Source organism: Streptococcus parasanguinis (assembly GCF_901875555.1).
In the GTDB taxonomy this organism is placed as follows: Bacteria; Bacillota; Bacilli; order Lactobacillales; family Streptococcaceae; genus Streptococcus; species Streptococcus parasanguinis_H.
In genome coordinates, this window is sequence record NZ_CABFMD010000033.1 from 57,455 (window position 1) to 79,412 (window position 21,958).

The 21,958-nt window shown below is 43.2% G+C and carries 22 protein-coding genes; 4 read left to right on the forward strand and 18 right to left on the reverse strand.

All coding sequences use genetic code 11. The features are described 5' to 3' along the window. Nucleotides 1–75: 75 nt before the first annotated feature. Nucleotides 76–924 (reverse strand): helix-turn-helix domain-containing protein, encoded by an 849-nt coding sequence (locus JX304_RS08175; protein WP_205012027.1) that lies wholly within the window; start codon nt 922–924, stop codon nt 76–78. Between the two features lie 201 nt (nt 925–1,125). Between JX304_RS08175 and JX304_RS08180 the strand changes: the two genes are divergently transcribed. Both JX304_RS08180 and JX304_RS08185 read left to right on the forward strand, forming a co-directional pair. Then, complete coding sequence (locus JX304_RS08180; RefSeq protein WP_049499762.1) at nt 1,126–1,356, forward strand: hypothetical protein; 231 nt, start codon at nt 1,126–1,128, stop codon at nt 1,354–1,356. A gap of 106 nt (nt 1,357–1,462) precedes the next feature. Next, complete coding sequence (locus tag JX304_RS08185; RefSeq protein ID WP_205012028.1) at nt 1,463–3,241, forward strand: ABC transporter ATP-binding protein; 1,779 nt, start codon at nt 1,463–1,465, stop codon at nt 3,239–3,241. Nucleotides 3,242–3,344: 103 nt separating this feature from the next. Here JX304_RS08185 and JX304_RS08190 read toward each other — a convergent pair whose 3' ends face one another. The 3 genes from JX304_RS08190 to JX304_RS08200 all read right to left on the reverse strand — a co-directional run bounded on the left by JX304_RS08190 (nt 3,345) and on the right by JX304_RS08200 (nt 5,489). Next, nucleotides 3,345–3,980 carry an SdpI family protein gene (locus tag JX304_RS08190; RefSeq protein WP_205012029.1) on the reverse strand — a complete coding sequence of 212 codons (636 nt, stop codon included), beginning with the start codon at nt 3,978–3,980 and terminating at the stop codon, nt 3,345–3,347. Continuing rightward, nucleotides 3,967–4,248: an autorepressor SdpR family transcription factor gene (locus tag JX304_RS08195; protein ID WP_031572731.1), complete on the reverse strand. Its 282-nt coding sequence runs from the start codon at nt 4,246–4,248 to the stop codon at nt 3,967–3,969. Before JX304_RS08195 ends, JX304_RS08190 begins: the two co-directional genes overlap by 14 nt. A 638-nt stretch (nt 4,249–4,886) precedes the next feature. Beyond that, entirely contained in the window at nt 4,887–5,489 is a 603-nt protein-coding gene (locus tag JX304_RS08200; RefSeq protein WP_205012030.1) for a hypothetical protein, read from the reverse strand. Nucleotides 5,490–5,698: 209 nt separating this feature from the next. Between JX304_RS08200 and JX304_RS08205 the strand changes: the two genes are divergently transcribed. Continuing rightward, nucleotides 5,699–6,616 carry a helix-turn-helix domain-containing protein gene (locus JX304_RS08205; RefSeq protein WP_205012031.1) on the forward strand — a complete coding sequence of 306 codons (918 nt, stop codon included), beginning with the start codon at nt 5,699–5,701 and terminating at the stop codon, nt 6,614–6,616. A 606-nt stretch (nt 6,617–7,222) separates the two neighbouring features. After that, nucleotides 7,223–8,392 (forward strand): CynX/NimT family MFS transporter, encoded by a 1,170-nt coding sequence (locus JX304_RS08210; RefSeq protein WP_205012032.1) that lies wholly within the window; start codon nt 7,223–7,225, stop codon nt 8,390–8,392. 94 nt (nt 8,393–8,486) lie between these two features. On the opposite strand, the gene JX304_RS08215 is transcribed toward JX304_RS08210, so the two are convergent. The 14 genes from JX304_RS08215 to JX304_RS08280 form a co-directional block, all read right to left on the reverse strand. Next, nucleotides 8,487–9,629: a LysM peptidoglycan-binding domain-containing protein gene (locus JX304_RS08215; RefSeq protein WP_205012033.1), complete on the reverse strand. Its 1,143-nt coding sequence runs from the start codon at nt 9,627–9,629 to the stop codon at nt 8,487–8,489. A gap of 470 nt (nt 9,630–10,099) precedes the next feature. Continuing rightward, complete coding sequence (locus JX304_RS08220) at nt 10,100–10,723, reverse strand: V-type ATP synthase subunit D (RefSeq protein WP_205012034.1); 624 nt, start codon at nt 10,721–10,723, stop codon at nt 10,100–10,102. A gap of 3 nt (nt 10,724–10,726) precedes the next feature. After that, nucleotides 10,727–12,112, reverse strand: a complete 1,386-nt coding sequence (locus JX304_RS08225) for a V-type ATP synthase subunit B (protein WP_003002370.1) — start codon at nt 12,110–12,112, stop codon at nt 10,727–10,729. After that, nucleotides 12,099–13,889: a V-type ATP synthase subunit A gene (locus tag JX304_RS08230; RefSeq protein WP_205012035.1), complete on the reverse strand. Its 1,791-nt coding sequence runs from the start codon at nt 13,887–13,889 to the stop codon at nt 12,099–12,101. The genes JX304_RS08225 and JX304_RS08230 overlap by 14 nt, the downstream gene beginning before the upstream one ends. 33 nt (nt 13,890–13,922) lie before the next feature. Then, nucleotides 13,923–14,627: a GNAT family N-acetyltransferase gene (locus JX304_RS08235; protein ID WP_205012036.1), complete on the reverse strand. Its 705-nt coding sequence runs from the start codon at nt 14,625–14,627 to the stop codon at nt 13,923–13,925. Then, the gene (locus tag JX304_RS08240; RefSeq protein ID WP_200772135.1) at nt 14,624–14,944 is read right to left on the reverse strand and encodes a V-type ATP synthase subunit F; all 321 of its coding nucleotides are present in this window, start codon (nt 14,942–14,944) and stop codon (nt 14,624–14,626) included. Before JX304_RS08240 ends, JX304_RS08235 begins: the two co-directional genes overlap by 4 nt. Beyond that, nucleotides 14,925–15,944 carry a V-type ATPase subunit gene (locus tag JX304_RS08245; protein WP_205012037.1) on the reverse strand — a complete coding sequence of 340 codons (1,020 nt, stop codon included), beginning with the start codon at nt 15,942–15,944 and terminating at the stop codon, nt 14,925–14,927. The genes JX304_RS08240 and JX304_RS08245 overlap by 20 nt, the downstream gene beginning before the upstream one ends. A gap of 9 nt (nt 15,945–15,953) precedes the next feature. Then, nucleotides 15,954–16,544, reverse strand: a complete 591-nt coding sequence (locus JX304_RS08250; protein ID WP_205012038.1) for a hypothetical protein — start codon at nt 16,542–16,544, stop codon at nt 15,954–15,956. A 68-nt stretch (nt 16,545–16,612) separates the two neighbouring features. Then, a complete protein-coding gene (locus tag JX304_RS08255) occupies nt 16,613–17,092 on the reverse strand; it encodes a V-type ATP synthase subunit K (RefSeq protein WP_003009435.1) in 480 nt (159 codons plus the stop codon). 30 nt (nt 17,093–17,122) lie between these two features. Continuing rightward, nucleotides 17,123–19,084, reverse strand: a complete 1,962-nt coding sequence (locus JX304_RS08260) for a V-type ATP synthase subunit I (protein WP_205012039.1) — start codon at nt 19,082–19,084, stop codon at nt 17,123–17,125. After that, nucleotides 19,074–19,397, reverse strand: a complete 324-nt coding sequence (locus tag JX304_RS08265; RefSeq protein ID WP_200772131.1) for a hypothetical protein — start codon at nt 19,395–19,397, stop codon at nt 19,074–19,076. The genes JX304_RS08260 and JX304_RS08265 overlap by 11 nt, the downstream gene beginning before the upstream one ends. Before the next feature lie 123 nt (nt 19,398–19,520). Then, nucleotides 19,521–20,417 (reverse strand): ROK family protein, encoded by an 897-nt coding sequence (locus tag JX304_RS08270; protein WP_205012040.1) that lies wholly within the window; start codon nt 20,415–20,417, stop codon nt 19,521–19,523. Further along, entirely contained in the window at nt 20,414–21,250 is an 837-nt protein-coding gene (locus JX304_RS08275) for a MurR/RpiR family transcriptional regulator (RefSeq protein ID WP_200772129.1), read from the reverse strand. Before JX304_RS08275 ends, JX304_RS08270 begins: the two co-directional genes overlap by 4 nt. A 220-nt stretch (nt 21,251–21,470) precedes the next feature. Then, nucleotides 21,471–21,920 carry a YhcH/YjgK/YiaL family protein gene (locus tag JX304_RS08280; protein ID WP_200772128.1) on the reverse strand — a complete coding sequence of 150 codons (450 nt, stop codon included), beginning with the start codon at nt 21,918–21,920 and terminating at the stop codon, nt 21,471–21,473. Nucleotides 21,921–21,958: the final 38 nt, after the last annotated feature.

Here is a 21,958-nt window from a genome sequence, read left to right on the forward strand (position 1 = left end):
TAACCATTGAGCATGGATATAACAATATGTCGATTATATCTTCAAACCGTTTTATGACTAAATCCATTTAGAAACTCATTTCTTGAAAAAGCGATTCACATCTGACCTACATGCTTCTAACAACGTTATTTCATCAGTTAATTCGAGTAACTGCAAGCCTTCATCGACCAACTTTTTATCACTTAAACAAATTCCAAGTGTCACTTTAGCATTTCCTAGAAAATCATATCGCTTACTTTTTTTGGCCGTATCTAACAATAAATAACTGATACTGGTACACTTCTCTATCAAACCATTCCAAAGAAAAATGCTAGCTAAATTAGAGAGTAATTTATACTTGGTGGGAAGAATCTCTGTATAATCAGAGTAATCATTCAACCTATCTATCACTTCATCACAGACAGAAATCACTGTTTCTAATGGAAGTGTAAATAAAATAACGACAATTAATTTAAGGTCACTATGGTACCAGACATCCTGTTTTTTAATTTCGTTCCAAGCTTCCGTGGCCATCATTCTTACCTTTTCATTTGGACCAGTTTCTCGTAAACAAAGAATGACCTCTACTCTCTTTAGTATATTTGACACAGGAATATCATTAGGATGGTTTTTTAAATAAGCTACACTCTTATTCTTCAGTTCCAATAATTTATCATTTGATTGGTAGGCATTGTTATCTTCTGCCAATAAGATAATTTCTTCTCTATCGGAATGGTGGTAAGAATGACATATATATCGAAATTCTTCGAAATCTAGGCCAACTTGCTTTAGAAGATACTCCATCAACTCAAAACTCGGCACCACTTGGTTCGATTCAATACGCGATAAGTGCGCTCTTGAAGTGTAATCCTGGCAAACTTCCTCTTGACTAATATGTTTTGATTTCCGTATTTTTTTATAAATCGTACCGTAATCCCAACGCATAACAGCTCCACCTCTAATTATGTGTATATATGTGACATTTTTACATTTCGATATAGGTTTAGTATATCATATATATTAAAGAAAAACGTAGAAAACGTGAAAAAAATCACTATTAATTCTTTGTATCATCGCTCCCACTCTTCAATTTGTTAGATAGTTGGAGATGGCGGGGATGCCATTCATTGAAAGGAGACCTGTGTTATGGTAACTAAGTATTACAAGTATATTCCTTGGTTGGTTTTAGGAGCTATTGGATCTTATGAGTCCGCAACTTATTTTGGACATAGTACATTTGATATGCTGTATTTATCTATTGTTTTTATGATTGTTTACGTAGCTTTGTTCATTCTACACGAAAAATATCTGAAATATAAATATAAAGAGATATTTACACATATTATGAGCAATCCTGAAAAAGATCATCATCATTAGTAAGATATAGCATACTAAAGCACTTCGAGAAATGACCTATTTTTTTCAAAGCTCATTTAAGCTCTATTTTCTTTGAGCTTGTAGTTTTATTAGTGAGGGGGGACAAATGGTTAAAGTTAGCGAATATAAAACTTACCTTGTATTGTATGTTAAAAGTATCCTCTATCTGTGGAAAACGTCGCCATTCAATATTTTAGTTTTGATTATCACGATACCGATCCAGGCATTATTGCCTTCGTTATCATTGTATATTGCGAATATACTCATTAATAGAATGAACAACCTGTCACAACAATTATTATTCTTATTGCTGGGAGTATGGGGTGTAGCTTTCCTTTTAAATAATATATTTACGCCGTTAACAACAATGATTCAAGGCAAGTTGACAGATGATCTTACCTATACATTGAACTGTGATATTATGAAAAAGTCTGAGGAAATTCAGACGATTGACTATTTTGAAGACAATATTTTTTATAACGATATTCAATTATTAAGTTCAGAAGCCAGTTGGAGACCTGTGAATTTATTGGTCTTTGGGACTAGTATTATTTCAAATGCAATACTGTTTATTTCAATGCTGGTTATATTTGCATCATTTCATCCAGTCATTGCCTTACTCATGCTGCTGGTTTTAGTTCCACAAGGGATGATTTCTTATTCCCTTCAACAGCAAGCTTTTGAAGTCCTTGTTTCCAACAGTGAAGAATCAAGAAAACTGGAATATTATAGTCAGGTTTTACTATCGTCAGAGGCGATCAAGGATGTGAGACTATACAACCTCTACAATTTCTTTATGAAGAAGTATACTCAATCTTTCTCCAGTATAAAAAGAAATATTCAAAAGACAAGGTTAAAAAAATTTAACAGTTCTGTCATTTTTTTGATTTTAACCGCTCTATTGAGTGTAGGAAGTTTTATCTATATCATCTATTCTATCAAAGTAGGACAATTGGGAATTGGAGCTGTAATGCTTTTTTCTTCAAGTATTGTGTATGCCATTAATAGTATGTCAAGATTGATTGAAGATTCTAGTTTGCTGTACGACACCTTGCTTTATATGGAAAAATTTTTCAAGTTTATTGCACTGCCATCAGACTCTAAGAGCGCTACAGTTGCTGTGCCATCAAGCATTGAAAAAATAGATTTCGTAGACGTATCATTTAAGTATCCAACTAATGAAAACTATGCCTTAAAACATATCAGCTTCAGCGTCAATAAGGGAGAAAAGATTGCTATTGTTGGAGAAAACGGCGCAGGAAAAACCACATTGATTAAGTTACTTACCCGATTTTATAATATCGAAGAAGGTGAATTATTGATCAATAACATCTCGATTAGTAACTTTGACCCAGAAAAATTTAGGGAAAATGTCTCCGCTATTTTTCAGGATTTTTCTAAATTTGATCTTACCCTTAGAGAAAACGTGGGCATTTCAAATATACAGGAGATCAATGCAGATGATCAAATCCTAAAGGCATTAGAGGACAGTGGATTTGAAAGTAGTCTATCAGACTTAAATACTATTCTTGGAAAAAAATTCGATCATAGTCGTGACCTTTCAGGAGGTCAATGGCAAAAAGTTGCGCTGGCAAGAGCTTTCTTCTCTCATTCACCTATACTGATTCTAGATGAGCCTACAGCTGCGCTCGATGCCCGAACCGAATATGAATTATTTGAGAAATTCTTAAAATTAACGGAAGGAAAAACTGTATTTTTCATTACACATCGATTATCAAGCGTCCGACAAGCAGATAAAATTTTGTTATTAAGAAATGGAAGGATTGAGGGATTTGATAAACATGACGCTTTAATGAAAACCAACAAATACTATGAAGAGCTTTATACCATGCAATCTTCTTTATATTACAAAGAATTGAACTAACTTTCAATTGCTATCGGTATAAGAGCGTATTCTTATGAAAACAAGCAAAAACAACCGGAAAAGAAACAGTTCACGACTGCTTCTTCTCTGGTTGTTTTTTATACTAACGATTTTTCCGACTTAATTGATAAGAATATAGGATCGGAATGAGAACAATGGTGAGGATGACCAGCACCAGTACATAAGAAAGCGCGAATTGGAGGCCTGCTTCAAGTAGGAGGATCAAACCTCCGAGGACCCACAACTTCCCTGCCAAGCGATGGGTCTTGTGCCAGTTATCTTCACTCTGTAAGGTCCAAGGCAGACGAATGCCAACCGTGTGATTCACTTTCAACTTCGGCATGTAATTGCCCATGATCACAAAGATGAGGCCTAGCAAAACCGAAACAAAAACAGATGGATTGGTCGTAGAGCCTAGCGCCTTGCTATAGATGAGATAGGAGATACTTAAGGAAACGATCGGAGTCAACCAGTGGTTTACTTTGACCATTTTCTCATTCATCGTGCGATTCTTAGGATCACGTCCGATCATAAAGATCACAAACAGATGCACCAAGAGAAGGAAAATAGGAAGGCCAAACACAACCAGGGGTTTTGGTTGGAAGTTATCAGCCTGATCAGCAATATTAAAGTGAATCGGGATTTGGTTAGGTAATTGCGACCAAATCATCAACCCCCAAAACATGGGGAAAAGGATCACCATAGAAGTTAATATCAATAGTTTTTTATTCGTTTTCATCAGTAGAGTCTCCTTTCAAATCAACGAGCCAGACCATTAAATCCTCCAAGACAGAAGTATTGAGTTCATAGTAGATAAAATTCTTCTCTTTTTCTTCTCGAATTAAATCCGCCTGCTTGAGGAGGCTTAAATGATGGGAAATGGTCGCTCCTGCTACATCAAAGTGGCTAGCGATATCCCCAGCAGATAATTTCCCCGCCTTTAGCAGTTCTAAGATACTTCTTCTTATCGGATTTGATAAAGCTTTGAATGTTTGCGCAAAATTCATTCTCTATCTCCTCTAATCTATTTAGATATCTTTCTAAATAGATTGTACAACTCCACTATCATTTTGTCAACTCTATTTAGAAAAAAATCTAAATAGTTTCTGTTGTAAAAAATTATCAGACCTAAGACCTATTTTCAAAAAGAAAACCCTTCCTTAAGTTTTCTTTAAGCAAGACGCACTATAATAAAACCATCAAATGAAGACCTCCTAACTTTATTTGATAGAAAATCCTAAACTTTTTCATAATAATCTCCCTATAGAGGCCACCAAAACCGGTGGCCTTTTTCTCTACGTATCTTAGCGAACGTTAAGTGAGCTTAGGTACATTGATGCAGTTTGAGCGGAGCGAAAACTACGATCCTTATTTTTTAGTGAGTCAAGTCCATTCGGGACGCAGACGAACTTAGGTACGTTGATGCAGTTCGAACGACAATGAGAACTACGGTCCTTAGAAAATTGAATGAGGTGAACTCAGAGAGTTCAACCGAATTTAGAGATATTGATGCAGTTTGAGCGGAGCGAAAACTACGATCCTTTCCCGAAACTATTTTTCATCATAACGCGAAAAAGCCTCTACAAAAATCTGGATCATCAGTCTAGACTTCTGTAGAGGCTTTTCATCTTTTATCTCTCTTCCATTACATATCTTTGTGGATGCGATAGGTATTGTAGGCTGTGACCACATTAGCCACGGCACTGACTCTTGAACTGCGTGCGATATCAGCTTGTAGGGCATTGGCTTCTTCTTGCAAATTCACTTGTGTTTCTTGGAATTGTTGCATTTCCAACAGATTATATGCTTCTGGTAGGGTTGAAGCGCGTCCTTCTGCGATTAAGTTGTAGAGTCGAAAAAGGTCGTGGTAGTTATAAAATTTTTGTGGAAAACCTTGCAGCCCTTGTTGGTAGGCTGGTTGGCTGATCTCCTGGTTATAGAGGGCCTGAGCATTGGCTAGAGCTTGCTTAGCTGGGGCTACAAATACAAAATATTTGAACGCAATGAGCCCACCCATCAAGGCAAGCATCAATAGGAATCCGTTCATGAGATGGCTTTGTTCTAACAGAAAAATCGTGAAGGCGAAAAGAAGGTTGAGGGCCATCGTTACAGTGATTGGTCCATTGAGTCTTTTCGCTGCTCGATTCAAGCGGTTTTGTTGCCGTTGGACTTCATCCCAAGCGACTGCAGCTGGTGCTGTTAGCACGCGCTTTTCATCTAATAGCTGTAAAATTTCTTGTGTCGTCATTGTAAATCTCCTTTTGTTATCAGCTTATCTTCTAGAATTGACCTTATTTTATCAAAAATCCTTTTCTAAAAAAGGGCCATGTAAACTATAGTTTCATTTTTCTTAAAAATAAGAAAAATTCTCGTATTTTGACCGAAAATTAAACTCAGAGTTTAATTTTATTTCTTTTTGAGCTATACTAGGGGAGTACAATAGAAAGGAAGTTTCTTATGTCCTCATCTTCTCCATTTGGTCCAACATTTCGTAAAATTCGTGAAGCACGCGGTCTTTCTCTCAAAGAAGTCGCTGCAGATATTGTCTCTCCTCAGTTCCTCAGCCAATTTGAACGCTCTCAAAAAGGAGTAACCATCGAAACCTTCTCTCGCCTCTTGCTGTCTATGGGGGTGGATTGGGATACCTTTTTGTCCCATTATCCTGGCTTAACCATTCAAAATTTTAGTCCTATTTTGATGAAATACATTAATCAAGAAAATATGGATTTCTTAGCAATCATCGATCGGTTAAAACATGAGAAATCACCTGTAGCAGAGGAAAACAAAGAGCTCTGGCAACTCTATTTGCGCTCGCTCGAAATCAATGTCAATAACGCGATGGGAAAAGAAATCCACCTGGAGGATGCACCCGTCTCGATTCAACGAATCGCTCAAGAAGTACCTTTTGCCTATCAAAATGAAATTGAGCAGGACTTCACCATTGCCCTTTTATCCGTCTTGCCTTATGAAGTGGTGGCTAAGATTCGAAAGGAGTCACTAGAACTGTTTGAAAGCAGTTATTCAGCATACTCTGCCAATGCATTGGCCTCTTTGCTACTGAATTTGGCCAACTACTTGATTAAAAAAGAACTCTACCTAGAAGCTAAGAATTTCCTCCAGTCCATTAACCAACTTCGCAAGCGCAAGCCGATTTTGAACACCAGCATTTCTATGCAGTTGGAATTTATGCAGGTCTATGCCCTCCTTGGTTTAAACGAAAAGGAAGGAATTTACCGTGCCAAGCAGGTCATGAAAGCACTTGAAGGCTTGATTGCACTTGAAAATTTCGGAACCCCCTTGGTTCAAATCAAAACCAAATTTATGCTCCGAGTTAATGAACTCAACCAAACCGGCATTGATTTCTTCAGCGAATAAATCCCTCTCAGACCTAAGACCTATTTTCAAAAAGAAAACCCTTCCTTAAGTTTTCTTTAAGCAAGTCGGGCTATAATAAAACCATCAAATGAAGACCTCCTAACTTTATTTGATAGAAAATCCTAAACTTTTTCATAATAATCTCCCTATAAGGGCCACCAAAACCGGTGGCCTTTTTCTCTACGTACCTTAGCGAACGTTAGTGAGCTTAGGTACGTTGATGCAGTTTGAGCGAAGCGAAAACTACGGTCCTTACTATTCTTAGTGAGTCAAGTCCATTCGGGACGCAGACGAACTTAGGTACGTTGATGCAGTTCGAACGACAGTGAGAACTACGGTCCTTAGAAAATTGAATGAGGTGAACTCAGATAGTTCAACCGAATTTAGAGATATTGATGCAGTTTGAGCGAAGCGAAAACTACGGTCCTTACTATTTTTACGAACGTTAGTGATCTTAGGTACGTTGATGCAGTTTGAGCGAAGCGAAAACTACAGTCCTTTGAAAAACGTACCAGTTCACTAACCGACCCATCGTTTTTGATTCTATTTTCTATTTACTCCCAATCTATGTTATAATGAAGAGAAATTTTTGACAGAGAGGTATTTATGAAGAAAACACATTCTCGTTTATTGATCCCAGGCATCATCATGCTTGGTATTATTTTGCGGACGCCCTTTACGACGCTACCGACCGTCTTATCTGATATTGCCACTGGCTTAGGAGTGGACGTCAGCTCTCTGGGGCTCTTGACTAGTCTGCCTCTTCTGACTTTTGCGATTTTCTCTCCTTTTGCGATTCAATTTGCAAAAAGACTGGGAATCGAGCGTCTTTTCTTTCTCGTTTTGATCGTCCTTACTGTTGGATCTGCCATTCGCACGATCAATCTTCCTTTTCTCTATTTAGGGACCATCTTAATTGGAGCTGGTATCGCCTTTCTCAATGTCCTGCTTCCAAGCTTGATCCAAGCAAACAAACCCAAGCAACTTGGTTTTTTGACCACTCTCTACATCACGTCCATGGGGATGTCGACCGCTGTGGCTGCTTCTGTCGCCGTTCCGATCACCAAAGCCACTTCTTGGCAAGGATTGGTAAATGTTTTGACCGTCTTGTGTGCAATCGCCTTAATCGTTTGGATTCCAAATCTCCGTTACAACCACCATTTGGAAAGGAATCAAGCTACTAAGTCTGATAGCAAGTGGTATACCAATAAATATGTCTGGGCCATCATGATTTATGGAGGTCTTCAATCACTCCTCTTTTACACCAGCATGACTTGGTTGCCAACCATGGCCGTTCAAGCCGGGCTTTCTAAAGTAGAATCTGGTCTCCTTGCTTCTGTATTTACACTGATTAGCTTACCTTATTCTCTCACAGTGCCAAGCCTAACCACACGCCTTTCAGATCAAAAACGCCATCTGATGCTCGTGATCTTGGCTGGAGCTGGTATTTTGGGAGTCGCTATGCTCTTAGTTCCGACCAGTAACTTCTTCTACTGGCTGCTCATCAATGCCCTGATCGGAAGTTGTGTTAGTGCCCTCTTCCCTTACCTGATGGTTACTTTCTCCATGAAATCGACTACACCAGAAAAAACGGCTCAACTGTCTGGTCTGTCTCAGACCGGTGGCTACATCTTTGCGGCCTTGGGTCCCATCCTCTTTGGTTACAGCAAATCGCTCTTTCATTCATGGACACCTGCTGTCGTTTTATTATTGATATTAACCCTTATCATGGCATTTGCCCTCTATCAGGTAGAAAAAGTCGATAAAATCTTATAATCAGGCTCTGGCTGGAAGTTCGTCTTCCAGCCTTTTTTTGTGCCTACAAAAAAAGAACTAGGAGTAAGTCCTAGTTCGATGTTTCTGGATTGAATTATTCGTTAAATGAGATATGCACGTGGTCATAGTGGTTTGCTGTATCTCCACCACGGTCAGGCATTTGGTTCCAAGTGTTAGCTGGTCCGTAAATATTGTCTACTGGCATGTAGAATTGTTGTTTCCAGATGACGTATGAGATACCTGCACGGTCCATATTGTCAATAGCATATTGAGCTACTTGATCTCCGAGTTGTGAACTGGTTGGGACCATTACGTCCACTGCAAGTCCTTTACCATGATCGTCTGGATCCCCTTCACGGTAACCACCAATGTTTGTGATACCGAATTTCGCAGCGATTTCTTGACGGAAAGCTTCCGCTTGTGGTAGAAGGTGTGGATCAGTTGGAATCGTATTTCCGCTTGCTGTAGTTGATGCTACTGGTTGCACTTCAGGGGCAACAGCAGTTTCTGTTGCTGCAGGTTGTGTTGCTGGAGCTGGTGTTGTTTCTGCAGGTGCTTCTTCCGCAGCTGGTGTTTCTGCTGGAGCTTCTGGTTGAGTAGTTGGAGCAGATTGAGGGGCAGCAGCTACTTCTGGGTTTTGAGTCGCAACATTGGTAGCTGGAGCACCGTAGCTTGGTGTTTCTGGAACAGCTGGTTGAGCTGGTGTTTCTGTTGCTGAAAATTCAACAACCGGGGCTTCCGCTGGAGCTTCTTCTGCGGCTGGAGCAACTGGAACTGCTTTGTTATCTTCATTGACTGGTTTTGACAAGTCGTTCACAGCGACGGTTTGGTCGTCAACTGTCACTTGGTTTGTTGTCAAATCAGCACTTGCAGTTGTAGCATCTGTCGCACCTGCTTGAGGAGTTTGGATTTCAACTGAAGTCACTTCTTTTTGATCGTTCACAGTTGTTTTCAAAACAGTACCTGGGTAGATCAAGTCCATGTTGCTGATGTTGTTCAAGTTTGCCAATACGTGAACATCGATGCCAAGTGCTTCTGCGATCGAACTCAATGTATCACCATATTTGATGGTATAGGTTTGTTGGTTGTCACCACTTTGTTGAATGTCGTGTTTGATTTCATCTACTGAGCGAGCCACCCAATCTTCAAGGGTTTCTGCTGTTGCTTTTGTGAATGGGATCACTGCAAGAGCTACTGTCGAAGCGATAAGGGCTTTCGTGTTAACTTTTAATTTCATCTTTTATCCTCTTTTTTCTTTGCTTTTGCTCAAGATTTTCTTGGGCAAATTGATTACTATTCTATCTTATCACAATTTAAAAATAATAAAAGGTCTTTTTGGCTATTTAACAAAACTGTATTTTTCTTGTAACATTTCGTCTTTCTTGTCACATTGTTACAAACTAGTAACATAGAAATAGAGAGTTGAGAGAAGAGGGCGAGGGCGCAAAAAACCTCATCTAGGAGTGGTCCCTTGATGAGGTTCTTGTATTTATAAAGCAATTGAACCCGGCTGAAATGCTGTGTGAAAAACGCAAACTGTAATAGTACTAACTTCAAAGGCACAGTAGCTGATTGGATTTTTCTCTCACTTTAAGAGCTCGGAAAAATCCTAATCAGCCTTGTGGGGGCAGGACAACGAAGCATTCTATACAACAGTGCTTCTGTCCCGCTCCCTATTTTCACCTTGCATTTTGCGGGCTTTGTATCTTATTTTACCTTCATGATTCTGACGAGGTTGGCGCGTTCGGCTTCTTCGAGTTTCATTTCGATATAGTAGATGGTTTCTTTGAGGTCTGGGATGGTCGCATATTCGAGTCCGTTCACTCGACGGCGAGTTTTCTCGATTTCATCTGCCATAAGTTGACAGCTTTTTTCGATTTCCGCTAATTTGAGCAAATCTGGAAGGAGAGCACCCATTTCTTGGATGGTGCTGTCCATTTGACTGTTGGAGGCAAGGTAGCTATAGACCACATCTCCTTCGTCATCGCCGTATGGATTATCGATACGAGCATGGAGCTTGGGCACGCGCACACTCATGACATTTTCTTCCTCGATATCGAGTCTCACTTCTCGCGTGGGAACAGCAAAGATTTCTTTTACCATGAGGTCGCTCTCTAAGGACTTGGCCATCACAAAATCTTGCATGTTGTCCACCAGTGCTGCCTCTACCCTTTGGCGCAATCGGTCATTCTCACGCACTGCCTCAATAAAGCGACGCATGAGTTCATCCCGCTTATCCTTGAGCAACTTATGCCCTCGGGTTGCTGTCTTGAGGCGCTCTTTGAGAATATTGAGCTCCATCCGAGTTGGTTTTACATTTAATCGTGCCATAGGCTAGTCCTCTTTGTTTGGCAGATACTTGTCAATCATCTCATCCTTGATCCGTTTAAGCTCTGTTCGTGGAAGGATGGATAAGAGTTCCCAACCGAGATCCAAACTTTCCTCAATCGTCCGATTGGTTGTAAAGCCTTGGTTGATGTATTCTTGCTCAAAGCGGTCGGTGAATTTGACATAGAGCTTGTCGGTATCGGACAAGGCAGACTCTCCAAGCACTACAGCCAGTTCTTTGGCTTGTTTTCCTTGGGCATAGGCCGCAAAGAGCTGGTTCATGGTCGCCGCATGATCTTCCCGTGTCTTGCCTTCACCAGAACCCTTGTCCTTCAAACGAGAAAGGGATGGAAGAACATTGATCGGTGGGCGGTAGCCACTGTTGTAGAGATCACGAGACAAAATAATTTGTCCTTCTGTGATGTAGCCTGTCAAGTCAGGGATTGGGTGAGTGATGTCATCTTCCGGCATAGAGAGGATTGGAATTTGGGTCACAGACCCTTTCTTTCCAACCAAGCGTCCTGCACGTTCGTAGAGGGTGGATAGGTTGGTATAGAGGTAACCTGGATAGCCCCGACGTCCTGGAACCTCCCGACGGGCAGCAGATACTTCCCGAAGGGCCTCACAGTAGTTGGTCATGTCGGTCATAATAACCAAGACGTGCATATCTTTTTCATAAGCCAAATATTCTGCTGCGGTCAAGGCGATCCGAGGAGTCGCAATCCGTTCGATAGCGGGGTCATTGGCTAGGTTGATAAAGAGGACAGAGCGGTCAATGGCCCCTGTCTCCCGCAGGTCGTTCATAAAGAACTCGGCTTCTTCAAAGGTGATCCCCATGGCCGCAAAGACCACGGCGAAATTTTCTTCGGAATTGAGAACTGTCGCCTGGCGAGCAATTTGAGCTGCCAACTCCTTGTGAGGGAGACCAGAACCTGAAAACACGGGGAGTTTTTGGCCCCGAACCAAGGTATTCAAGTGGTCAATAGCTGAGATCCCTGTCTGGATAAATTCATCCGGATAGTCCCGTGAAACAGGGTTGATGGCTTGTCCATCAATGTCCAAGTACTTCTCTGGAATAATCTCTGGACCACCGTCGATGGGTTTGCCCATCCCGTTAAAGATGCGGCCCACCATGTCTTCAGACACAGGGAGTTCTAGGGGACGTCCGGTAAAGCGAACCTTTGCTTTTTCCAAATTGATCCCGCTAGATCCTTCAAAGAGCTGGACCATGGCCTTGTCTTCTTGGACTTCGAGGACTTGTCCCTGACGGGTCGTTCCGTCATGGAGCTTGATTTCTACGAGTTCATTGTAGTGAACCCCCTCGACCTGATCGACAATCATCAAGGGGCCAACAACTTCGCTGACAGTACGGTATTCTTTAATCACGCTCATTGTCTACTCCTCCTTTTGCGACGATTTGGTGTAGGGTTTCTACGATTTCTTCTTCAAGTGCTTGAATGGTGGCCAACTGATCCTCATGGATGAACTTGCTCCGGGCAATGCGGTCTCGAAGAGCTACGGTTCCTTCCATGATTTCTGTGAAGTAAGCCCCTAATTCCAACGCTTTTTGACTTTCTTGGTCAAAGGTCAAGATATTGGTCAACAAGGCAACTTGCTTACTGAAAGAGGTATAGGTATCGACCTCATCAAAGGCATTTTGTTGCAGGTAGTCTTCGCGGATCATCTTGGCCGCATTCATGGTTAAGCGGTCTTTTTCAGACAAAGAATCTAGACCAACCAAGCGCACAATCTCTTGCAATTCACTTTCTTTTTGAAGCAAGTTCATAGCGCGGGTCACTTTTTCAGACCAGCTGATTTGCTCATGCTGATCGATATATTGACCCACCTCATCTTGGTAAAGCGAGTAAGAACTCAACCAGTTGATGGCTGGGAAGTGGCGCCGTTGCGCCAACTGAGCATCCAAGCCCCAGAAGACCTTGACGATCCGCAGGGTGTTTTGCGTTACCGGCTCTGAAATATCTCCACCCGGAGGGGAAACGGCACCGATTGCCGTAATCGAACCTTCACGCGCAGTGGTTCCGAGTGTCTTGACCCGACCTGCCCGCTCGTAGTACTCAGCAATCCGGCTACCAAGGTAGGCTGGGTAACCTTCATCTCCGGGCATTTCTTCTAGACGACCAGACATTTCACGGAGAGCTTCGGCCCAACGCGATGTCGAATCGGCCATGATGGCAACGGAATAACCCATATCACGGAAGTATTCAGCAATGGTGATCCCTGTGTAGATGGAAGCTTCCCGCGCTGCTACTGGCATGTTTGAAGTGTTGGCGATCAGAACGGTCCGTTGCATAATGGATTGACCAGTCGTTGGATCGATCAATTCTGGGAATTCATTCAGAACGTCCGTCATTTCATTTCCACGTTCCCCACAACCCACGTAAATTACGATGTCTACATTGGCAAACTTAGCCACCTGGTGTTGCACGACCGTTTTTCCAGCTCCGAAAGGACCGGGTACAGCTGCAGCTCCACCTTTAGTAACAGGGAAGAAGGTATCAATAACCCGTTGACCTGTGACCAAAGGCTCTACTGGGATCAATTTTTGTGCAAAGGCACGGCCTCGACGAACCGGCCATTTTTGCATCAAGGTTCCAGTAAAAAGGCTACCATCAGCCTGCTTGATCTCATAAACTGGCTCTTCTACTGTATAAGAACCTGCTGCGATCTTGGTCACACGTCCACTGACACCGAAGGGTACCATGATGCGGTGTTCCACCATATTGGTCTCCTGAACGGTACCGACGATGTCTCCAGCGACCACCTCTGTTCCTTCTGTCACACTTGGTTCGAAGGCCCATTTGGTGTCACGGTCTAGATTTGGAACTTGCACCCCGCGAACGAGGAAGTCACTGGCAGTGACTTCTTGGAAGCGTTCCAAGGGGCGTTGGATCCCGTCAAACATCTGGGAAATCAAACCGGGTCCCAATTCAACAGAAAGGGGAGCTCCAGTTGTGACCACCGGTTCTCCTGGTCCGACTCCAGATGTTTCTTCATATACTTGGATAGAGGCTTCGTCACGCCGCATCTCAATAATTTCGCCAATCAAACCAAGATCGCCGACCCGGCAAATATCTTGGATATTGGCCTCCTGCATCCCTGATGCGACCACCAAGGGACCGGAAACTTTGATAATTTTTCCTTGAGTCATGTATTCCTCCTGGGAATCCTTTGTTTCTTTGTATTACTTTTGCGCCATATCGGCTAGCGATTGCTTTTGTTGGCCATTTTCATCGAAATTAGTTGGATCCAACCAGGCTTCAAAACGTTCTTTGATAGCTGGCCATTCTTGATCAATGATAGACAACCAATCTGTGTCTCGCGTCCGACCTTTGTAAACAACAGCCTGGCGGAAACAGCCTTCATAGGTGAATCCCAAGCGCTCAGCTGCTTTGCGCGAAGCTTGGTTTAAGGCATCGCATTTCCACTCATAGCGTCGGTAACCTAAGTCCTCAAACACATAGCGCGCCAAGAGATACTGAGCTTCAGTTGCCATGCGCGTCTTCTTGAGCGCTGGTGAGTAGGTCACTGCTCCAACTTCGATCACCCGGTTGGCTTGATCGATCCGCATGAGAGAGAAGGTCCCTAAAGCCTTGCCGGAATCTTTGTCTACAATCGCATAGTAAAAGCGACCTTGGGCTGTCATGAGATCATCTAATAAGCGGTCCCACTCTACTTCATTGCGGGCAGGGCCTTTGAACAGAAAGGTCCACATATCTGCTGGGGAGGCTGGCCCGTAGACCTGATAAAGATCTGCCCCGTGTTTTTCCTTTGACAGGCGCTCGATCACGGTATAGCGACCCTCGATCCGCTCAATAGCTGGCAAGCGCCCCGGTGTAAAATCGGGCAGTGCATCGCCAATCGCTTGGCCAAATTCATTTGTTCTCATAAAATATCCTGTCCTACTGCTTTTTCAACATTATCACGAATGCGTTGCCGTCCTAGCCCTGTCGTTCCTCGATGGGTCGGGATAAGGATCAGAGCCGGTGTCAGCTGCTGGTCATAATAAGCCACTGTTTCTGGAATAGCCTGAGCTATATCCTCTGTCAGGTAAATAATCCCGAAGTTTTCTCGGCTGAGTTTGCGCAAGGTATTGACCGCTTCTTGTGGCTCTGCGACCGGATAGGTTTGAAAGCCAATCAGGCGAAAAGGAAGGATGGCGTCCCGATTGCCCACAACCGCGATCTTATAGGTCTGTTTGTCCATAAATCGGTCTCATCCTTTCTTTGATGTCTGCTAGTGGAAAACCATTGTCCAAACCAGAGAGGACCAAACGAAGGTTAGTCACCTCTAGCTCTTTTCCGTAAAGATAACGGACAAGGGGTAGGGGTCCATCGACTTCAAAACGGCCAGCGTCTAGAAGACTGAATTTCACCAAACTTTCTAGATATTCCAACTCCACGGTCTTTAGTTGACCGGTGCGCATCTTTTCTTCGTAAGTGTCTAAGGCAAGATCGTACTCCAGCGGATTGACTTGATAAAACCAGGTCAACCACTGACCCGATTCTAGTAAGTCGATCACCTGATGGGCACTGAGGCTTCCCTCATCCGAAAACAACTGGTGCATGAAACTATGCGGTTTTTGCTGATCCAAGGCTCGTTTGACCGTAATGGCATTGTAAAAGTCAATGGTCACGTCCACTAACTGCTTGAGAATTGGATGATCTAAGCTTTCTCCTAGAATTTTCAGGTGTTTAAAATAGGCTAGATCCATCCCGATTTCAAGTACCCGCAAGTCTTGATAGTCTTGGTATTCTTGCCAGGTAGCAGCTACTTCTTGAGCCATAAAATTCGGACAATGTTCTGCAGAAAAGGTCGCCACCAAATGCTCCAGCACATCGAGAGAATAAGGACCGATGGGGATCAATAAGTGTCCCAATGTGCGCTCTGTCGCCTTGTGTTTCAAATAAACCTTGAGGTTATGATAGGTATATTTCAAGGTAAAAAGGCTGACCAAATCTGACTGAGGCGTTGCCTCAAAGGCCCATTGGTATTCTGCCAACAAGGCAGCCATCAAACGGCTCTCGATTGCTTCTGGATCCTTGATCTCTTGACCATCTAACGCATAGGGGGTTCCTTGCAGCAAGACTTCTCTGCTTTCGCTAGAGTCACTTGCAAGCAACTGCTCAAACTGACTGGGACTGAGAAAACTGGCCTCACGTACACTGATTCCGGTATTGACTTGAGAATAGGTCCGTTCGCTCATCGTATCCTCCTAGTTTGCTTCATCAGTGAAAATGCTGGCTGCCATCTGGTAGCTTTCTTGCTCCCAAATGGAATCCACCAAATCACGGTAGAGATAGTTGTCATCAATCTTCCCAACCGACAAGACAAAGCCTGCTTGAGCTGGAATCGTCGCTTCTGAGACCGTCAAGTCCTGGTGAGCCTGACGCAAGTGTTCCAGATCAGCTGGTCCAAATTTTGCAGCACTCACTGCTCCAAAGGTCAAGGTTACCGCTTGTCCTTGATAGTGATCTAGGACCGCTTCTACAAATTGCACTTCCTTTTCAAGGGGCCATGCTGCCATCGCTTCATAAGCCTCTGCAAAGAGATCCTTTAAGACCCGTTGCTTGGTCACCAGGGTTGATTGGCGTTTTTTATTTTCGATTTGTTGGGTTTCACGTTGCAATTGACGTTGAATCCGCTTGAGCTGCTCCGAGCGTTGATTGAGTTTGTCTTGGATCAAACGCTCTTCTTGAACAGCCTCTTCTTTTAGGACACTCTCTTTGGCTTCTTCTACGAGTTTTCGCCCCTTTTCGTGGGCTTGGGCCAAGATCGAATCCTTTAATTGGGTATGTTCATCCATGTCGTTTTTCTCCTATTGGCATGCGTCTTGTGTTTTTCGTCTCTAGACGAATCCATCAAAGCTAGCTCTTAGCCGACGCGTAGGGTCAATAGGAAGGACACAACGAAGGCCAAGATGGCATAGGTTTCAACCATGGCCGCAAGGATAACCCCTTTCATCATGTCTTCAGGACGTTTTGCCAAGATTTGCATCCCTGCTGTCGCAACATTTCCTTGGTGTTTTGCTGAGAAATAACCAACGATCGCAACTGGAAGAGCTGTAAAGAAGTAAGCGACTCCTGTTTCAAGTGGCATATCTGGCTTAATTTGCAACCAGATCAAGATCCCGATAACAAAACCATACAAACCTTGTGTACCCGGCAACAATTGCAAAATCAAGGCTTGGGCGAATTTTTCGGGTTGTTCTTTCAAGAGCGCTGCTGCCGCTTGACCCGTTTTACCAACCCCAAGGGCAGATCCCATCCCGCTGAGAGCGACTGCGATCGCGACACCAAATGCTGCAAAGAAGGCACCCCCATGGGCTGAAAAATATGATGCTAAAGATTCCATGATATACTCCTATTTTTTAAAAGATAATACTTATTTTTTTGTTTTAATATAACGTTCAGAAGGTTTAAGAGGGCGAAATGGCTTTCCTCCTCCTTCGTAGAACTTGCCGAAGAATTCCACAAAGATCAAACGAGCTCCATGCACGTACCCTGACAAGAAGGACAGGAACATATTAATAGCATGAAGGACGATAAAGAGCAGAAACCCTACCGTAAACCGTCCAAGCGGTGGAAAGAGATTGACAATGAGGTTAAAGGCTGAACCGATACTGGCACCAGACAAGCCCAAAGCCATCAAACGGGTGAAGCTGACCAAGTCTCCGACATAGCCACTGACATTGTAAAGGTTAAAGAGACCAGACGCTAAACCGGACAGCTTCTTAGTACTGACGATGGAAACAATCAAGATCCCTATCGCATTCAAAATCGCTAGCCACTTGCCAATCGGCACCAGAAGCGCCATCCCAGGCAAGATATTACCCACCGCTAGCAGCATTAAGCCAAGCAGGATCAAAACCCAAGCAAAGCCTGAATTGTACGCTTCGGTGTAGTCTTTGAGGCGGACATTTTTCATGCCTCCTAGGAAGAGGCCCACTAAGACGGTGATAAAACCAAAGACCACTGAGAGGATCAGGATGGTCATAGCATTGCTGGTCGTACTGATCAGGGCAAAAGGCATCTCAAATCCAAAGAAAGAGCCATAGACCACTCCCCAAAGGGCAACAGAAATCCCAAGGAGACTGAAGAAACGAAGGTTCTTGGCTGTACCAGGCTTGAGCTTGAAGGCTTTAAGGGCAAACCCTGTCGCTACCGTTAGCAAGAGTCCATAACCGATATCTGCGACCATCATGCCAAAGAAAACAAAGTAGAAGAGCGAAACGATCGGTGTCGGATCTTTCTCGTAATACTTAGGCAGGGCGTACATCTCTGTGACTAATTCAAAGGGCTCTACCAAGGAACTATTGCGCAACTGGATCGGTACGTCATCCCAATCTTTTTCCGTCACATCGCGCGTCTCTAGTAGGACCCGAGAACCAAAACCTTGCCGCAAGAAATCTCGTAATAAGGCCACTTGGGCTGTTTCGATCCAACCCTCTAAGGCTACCAAACTTTGCGTGCTGGCTAGCAGTGACTTGGCTTCCTCACGAGCTCCCAAGCTCAACAAGTAATCCATCTGATACTTGAGCTGATCCAACTCCTTCTGGGAGTTTTGCAACTCTGCTAGCGTTGCTGCAACCACAGCTTCCTGCTCTTTGATTTCCCCTTCGAGGCGATCCAAGTAGGCGGCTGGAAGTTGCTCTTCTTCATAGTCCAATTCTTTGAACCCATGCTCTTCTAAGAGCTCTTGAACAGCCATACGGTCTCCCGAACGATACAGGATGACATAGCCGTGTTCCGTCTCAGACGTAAAGACTTCTTCTAGTTCCAGCTCAGGATGAGCTTTTAAGGAAGAACGAACAGCGTCTGTATCGCTATTAGGAATGGTCCCGATCAAGCCATGCACATAGTGAAAGGTAGCAAGGGAGGCTGGTGTCACCTCTAAGGGTCGCCATTTTTCTAAGCGCTCGATCTCTCCCTTTGCATCTGCAATCTTCTGGCGAGCCTTGTCTAACACGCGCAATTGGCGTTTCAACTTGGTCAATAGAAGATCCTCATCTCGAATCATCCCGTGGGCCTGCAGATCATCAAAAGACAAACTTAAGGGTTCTTCCTTGAGAGCTTGCATGGCCTTTTTCTCAGGCATGTAAGCTTCCAGAGTTTGAATCATTTTTTCAACTTGTTCTTGGCGTTTTTGCAACTCTACCAAGGCTTGACGATTGTCTTCTGTCAAGGGTTGAGACAAGGCAGACGCCTCAAAGGCTGCCTGCCACTCTTCGTTTTCACTCAGATCATAAATCTGAACGTTTGCTTGGGCTTGCAAGGCTAGTAGTAGGCTGTCCAAGTCATCTTTGGGCAAGATGAGGGACAGTTTTTGCATCTGACTAATGGCCATAGCTTGCTACCACCTTTTCTACAATGGCTTCGACTAAACCGGCTCTCTTGTCGGTCATCGCTTGCTGCACCTTGGCGTCATTTCTCGCGACCGTTTCGTCTAGGTCTTTGGCTAAAGCGACAAGTTTTTCTTGGGCATTGGTTTCAGCCTCAGCGACCAATTGCTTGGTTTCCTCATCGTAATGCTGCGCCACTGTTGCAAGGCGATCACGCGAATCCGTCCGGACTTGCTCGACTTGCTCTTCATAAGTAGCGATCACTCCTTGAGCAGCCTGTTCGATCTCTTGCATCATTTCGAGTGTTGCATTCGACATCGTCACACCTCCTTATTCAACTATCATTCTTTAAACAACAGTATAATTACCTTAGATTATACCATATTTTACATAGTTTTGTTCGGGAAATTAGGGATCGATCGCTCCTAAAACGACCGTTTTTTAAGACAAGTTTTTCCCCTGATCCATTAAAAATTTGGCTACTGCTCCCAATCTTCCTGCTTCATTTCCTAATGTAGCCGTTACAATTTCTCGCGGTAAGAATCGTTGGTCCTGAACTGCATGATACAACTCATTTTGCAACAGAGGCAGCAAAACATCTGAGCGAGCAAAGATGCCACCTCCTAAAATCATTTTCTCTGGATTTAAGATATAAGAAAGAGTGACCAATCCTTGTGCCAGATGATGAACGTATGTTTCTAAGACTCTCAAAGCAACTGGATCACCCTTATCCACCGCCTCAAAAAACGTTTTACCAGTTTGATGGTGTAAGCCAGATGCTTCCTCATACATCTGAACAAGTGCTGACGCAGACGCTAAGGATTGCCAATCAGCATTCCCAATCGGTAAATATCCGATTTCGCCTGCTGTGAAATTATGCCCGGACAAGATTTGTTCATTGGTGAAAATACCACCACCGATACCGGTCCCAACCGTAATCATAACAGTAGAATGGCTATTTCTGGCTGCACCTTTCCACATTTCTCCTAACAAGGCGCAATTGACATCATTTTCTACTGTGACGGGAATGGAAAATCGTTTCTGAATCTCGCTGGAAAAATCAGTTCCACTATAAGAAGGAATGGTATAACCTGCATATACAATTTTCCCTGATTGGCTGTCGACCACACCTGCTGTCGAAATCGCAACCCCGTCTAAATCAAGACTAGATTGATAGCTGGCAATCAGGTCGCAAATTTGCTCCAGTATCCCATTGGTTTGGTTCTCATGGCATATCTTGGTGCTCTGTTCTGAAAAATGTCCCAAAGCAGTCCCATCTTCGTCGTATACATCCGCTTTAATAGATGTACCTCCAATGTCGATTCCTAAAATATTCATTGTTCATCCTCCTTCTTATGCATATTGAGAGCCGAAAGTGTGTTGGTAAAGATATGATTTCTTTTTTCTCTATCCAAATCCACATAATAGGCATAAAAAATATCCACTACGACTAAGACTGGAAATTGTGGAGAGATCAGCGTACCTTGAGGCAAACTTTCCTTTACGGCCACAGATACCAGCTCCTCACACCGCTCTTTTAAAAACGCACTTGTTTTGGATGTTATCAAGACCGTCCTAGAGCCTCTTTGTTTCGCCTGATAGACAGCATCTAGAATTTCTTTGGTCTCACCTGATAATGAAATCCCGATCACCAGACATTCCTCATCCAGCATGACCTCATTGACTCGGATCATGTGGTCATCTGTAATCGCCTTACAAATCATTCCCAACCTCATGAAACGAAATTCCATTTCACGCGCCACAAGGCCGGAACTCCCCATACCGTATATATAGACCCGTTTCGCCTTGTCTAACATCCGGCTGACACGCAAGAACTGTTCTTCATCAATCAAGGAAAATGTCTTATTTAGCAACTCTCCATAATCAGATAAGACACTTTTTGTAATGTGGCGACTAACATTTTGAATCTCCTGATTGGATCCCTCAAATTCATAGACAAATTGCCGGTAGCCTGTAAACCCACACTTTTTAGCAAATCTTGTCAAAGAAGAGAGGGAAACATACAATCGTTTCGCTACTGATTGTGCAGACAAGTCGTCTTGCATAACCTGATCAGATAAAAAATAGTCGGCTATTTTCTTCTCTAAATCCGTTAAGCTTTCATAGACCGACTCAATAATAGGTTGTATACTTTTTTCTAATGTAACCATTTCTCCTCCACTCTGGCAAGATCTTCTAAAAACGGGGAAAGAGGCTGGGAATAGTCTCCAACCTCCACTAACAATTCATGGGAACATCCGTCCTCTGAAAGGCTCTATCGAGCCATTTAGACCACTCAATGAGAGAAATCAGTGGCCAGATGACAAGAACCCTTCCCTCAAAAATTGTTCTATTTCTCCCGCTTAGAATGAAAAGAATGAACCACGCAGGCTATAAGCGCACTTTAAAAACGACCTTGCGAATACCTTGTGCCTGATCCACTTTCAAACCTGTCTTGTGCGCATCATTTGGATCTAATAACAAAATGCTACCAGGGGTAAAATGAATATCAAACAGGGAAGTACCAGACATTTGTTGCCAATCCTCTTCTTTCACATAATCTTCCACCTTCATATTGGACAAAAAATTATATGAGATTCGTTCTTTTCCTTCAAATAGGACATGAACGTCATAATAAGCTCGGTGGCTTTCCCACACACGGTGCTCTTCATCCGTTGTTTCCATTTCAATCACATTGTAAAAGAAATCATCAGAGACTGTATGCGTCCCCTTTTCCTCTTGACTGACATCATGTGTTTTTAAATAGTCTACCACTTTCTTGAGTGCAGGGTGTTGAATGTCTCGTGCAATCGCTGCATCTTTATACTGTACTAATTCCATATTGGAACTCCTTTCCAAATTCTAACTAAGCTTCTAAT

Bases quoted from the DNA above. Each gene is read 5' to 3' on its own strand.
- JX304_RS08270 (WP_205012040.1), bottom strand. From the start codon at position 20,417: ATGAATATTTTAGGAATCGACATTGGAGGTACATCTATTAAAGCGGAT.
- JX304_RS08215 (WP_205012033.1), bottom strand. From the start codon at position 9,629: ATGAAATTAAAAGTTAACACGAAAGCCCTTATCGCTTCGACAGTAGCT.
- JX304_RS08200 (WP_205012030.1), bottom strand. From the start codon at position 5,489: ATGACGACACAAGAAATTTTACAGCTATTAGATGAAAAGCGCGTGCTA.
- JX304_RS08205 (WP_205012031.1), top strand. From the start codon at position 5,699: ATGTCCTCATCTTCTCCATTTGGTCCAACATTTCGTAAAATTCGTGAA.
- JX304_RS08235 (WP_205012036.1), bottom strand. From the start codon at position 14,627: ATGAGAACAAATGAATTTGGCCAAGCGATTGGCGATGCACTGCCCGAT.
- JX304_RS08255 (WP_003009435.1), bottom strand. From the start codon at position 17,092: ATGGAATCTTTAGCATCATATTTTTCAGCCCATGGGGGTGCCTTCTTT.
- JX304_RS08250 (WP_205012038.1), bottom strand. From the start codon at position 16,544: ATGGATGAACATACCCAATTAAAGGATTCGATCTTGGCCCAAGCCCAC.
- JX304_RS08210 (WP_205012032.1), top strand. From the start codon at position 7,223: ATGAAGAAAACACATTCTCGTTTATTGATCCCAGGCATCATCATGCTT.
- JX304_RS08225 (WP_003002370.1), bottom strand. From the start codon at position 12,112: ATGAGCGTGATTAAAGAATACCGTACTGTCAGCGAAGTTGTTGGCCCC.
- JX304_RS08190 (WP_205012029.1), bottom strand. From the start codon at position 3,980: ATGAAAACGAATAAAAAACTATTGATATTAACTTCTATGGTGATCCTT.
- JX304_RS08260 (WP_205012039.1), bottom strand. From the start codon at position 19,084: ATGGCCATTAGTCAGATGCAAAAACTGTCCCTCATCTTGCCCAAAGAT.
- JX304_RS08180 (WP_049499762.1), top strand. From the start codon at position 1,126: ATGGTAACTAAGTATTACAAGTATATTCCTTGGTTGGTTTTAGGAGCT.
- JX304_RS08220 (WP_205012034.1), bottom strand. From the start codon at position 10,723: ATGGCACGATTAAATGTAAAACCAACTCGGATGGAGCTCAATATTCTC.
- JX304_RS08280 (WP_200772128.1), bottom strand. From the start codon at position 21,920: ATGGAATTAGTACAGTATAAAGATGCAGCGATTGCACGAGACATTCAA.
- JX304_RS08265 (WP_200772131.1), bottom strand. From the start codon at position 19,397: ATGTCGAATGCAACACTCGAAATGATGCAAGAGATCGAACAGGCTGCT.
- JX304_RS08245 (WP_205012037.1), bottom strand. From the start codon at position 15,944: ATGAGCGAACGGACCTATTCTCAAGTCAATACCGGAATCAGTGTACGT.
- JX304_RS08240 (WP_200772135.1), bottom strand. From the start codon at position 14,944: ATGGACAAACAGACCTATAAGATCGCGGTTGTGGGCAATCGGGACGCC.
- JX304_RS08185 (WP_205012028.1), top strand. From the start codon at position 1,463: ATGGTTAAAGTTAGCGAATATAAAACTTACCTTGTATTGTATGTTAAA.
- JX304_RS08230 (WP_205012035.1), bottom strand. From the start codon at position 13,889: ATGACTCAAGGAAAAATTATCAAAGTTTCCGGTCCCTTGGTGGTCGCA.
- JX304_RS08195 (WP_031572731.1), bottom strand. From the start codon at position 4,248: ATGAATTTTGCGCAAACATTCAAAGCTTTATCAAATCCGATAAGAAGA.
- JX304_RS08175 (WP_205012027.1), bottom strand. From the start codon at position 924: ATGCGTTGGGATTACGGTACGATTTATAAAAAAATACGGAAATCAAAA.
- JX304_RS08275 (WP_200772129.1), bottom strand. From the start codon at position 21,250: ATGGTTACATTAGAAAAAAGTATACAACCTATTATTGAGTCGGTCTAT.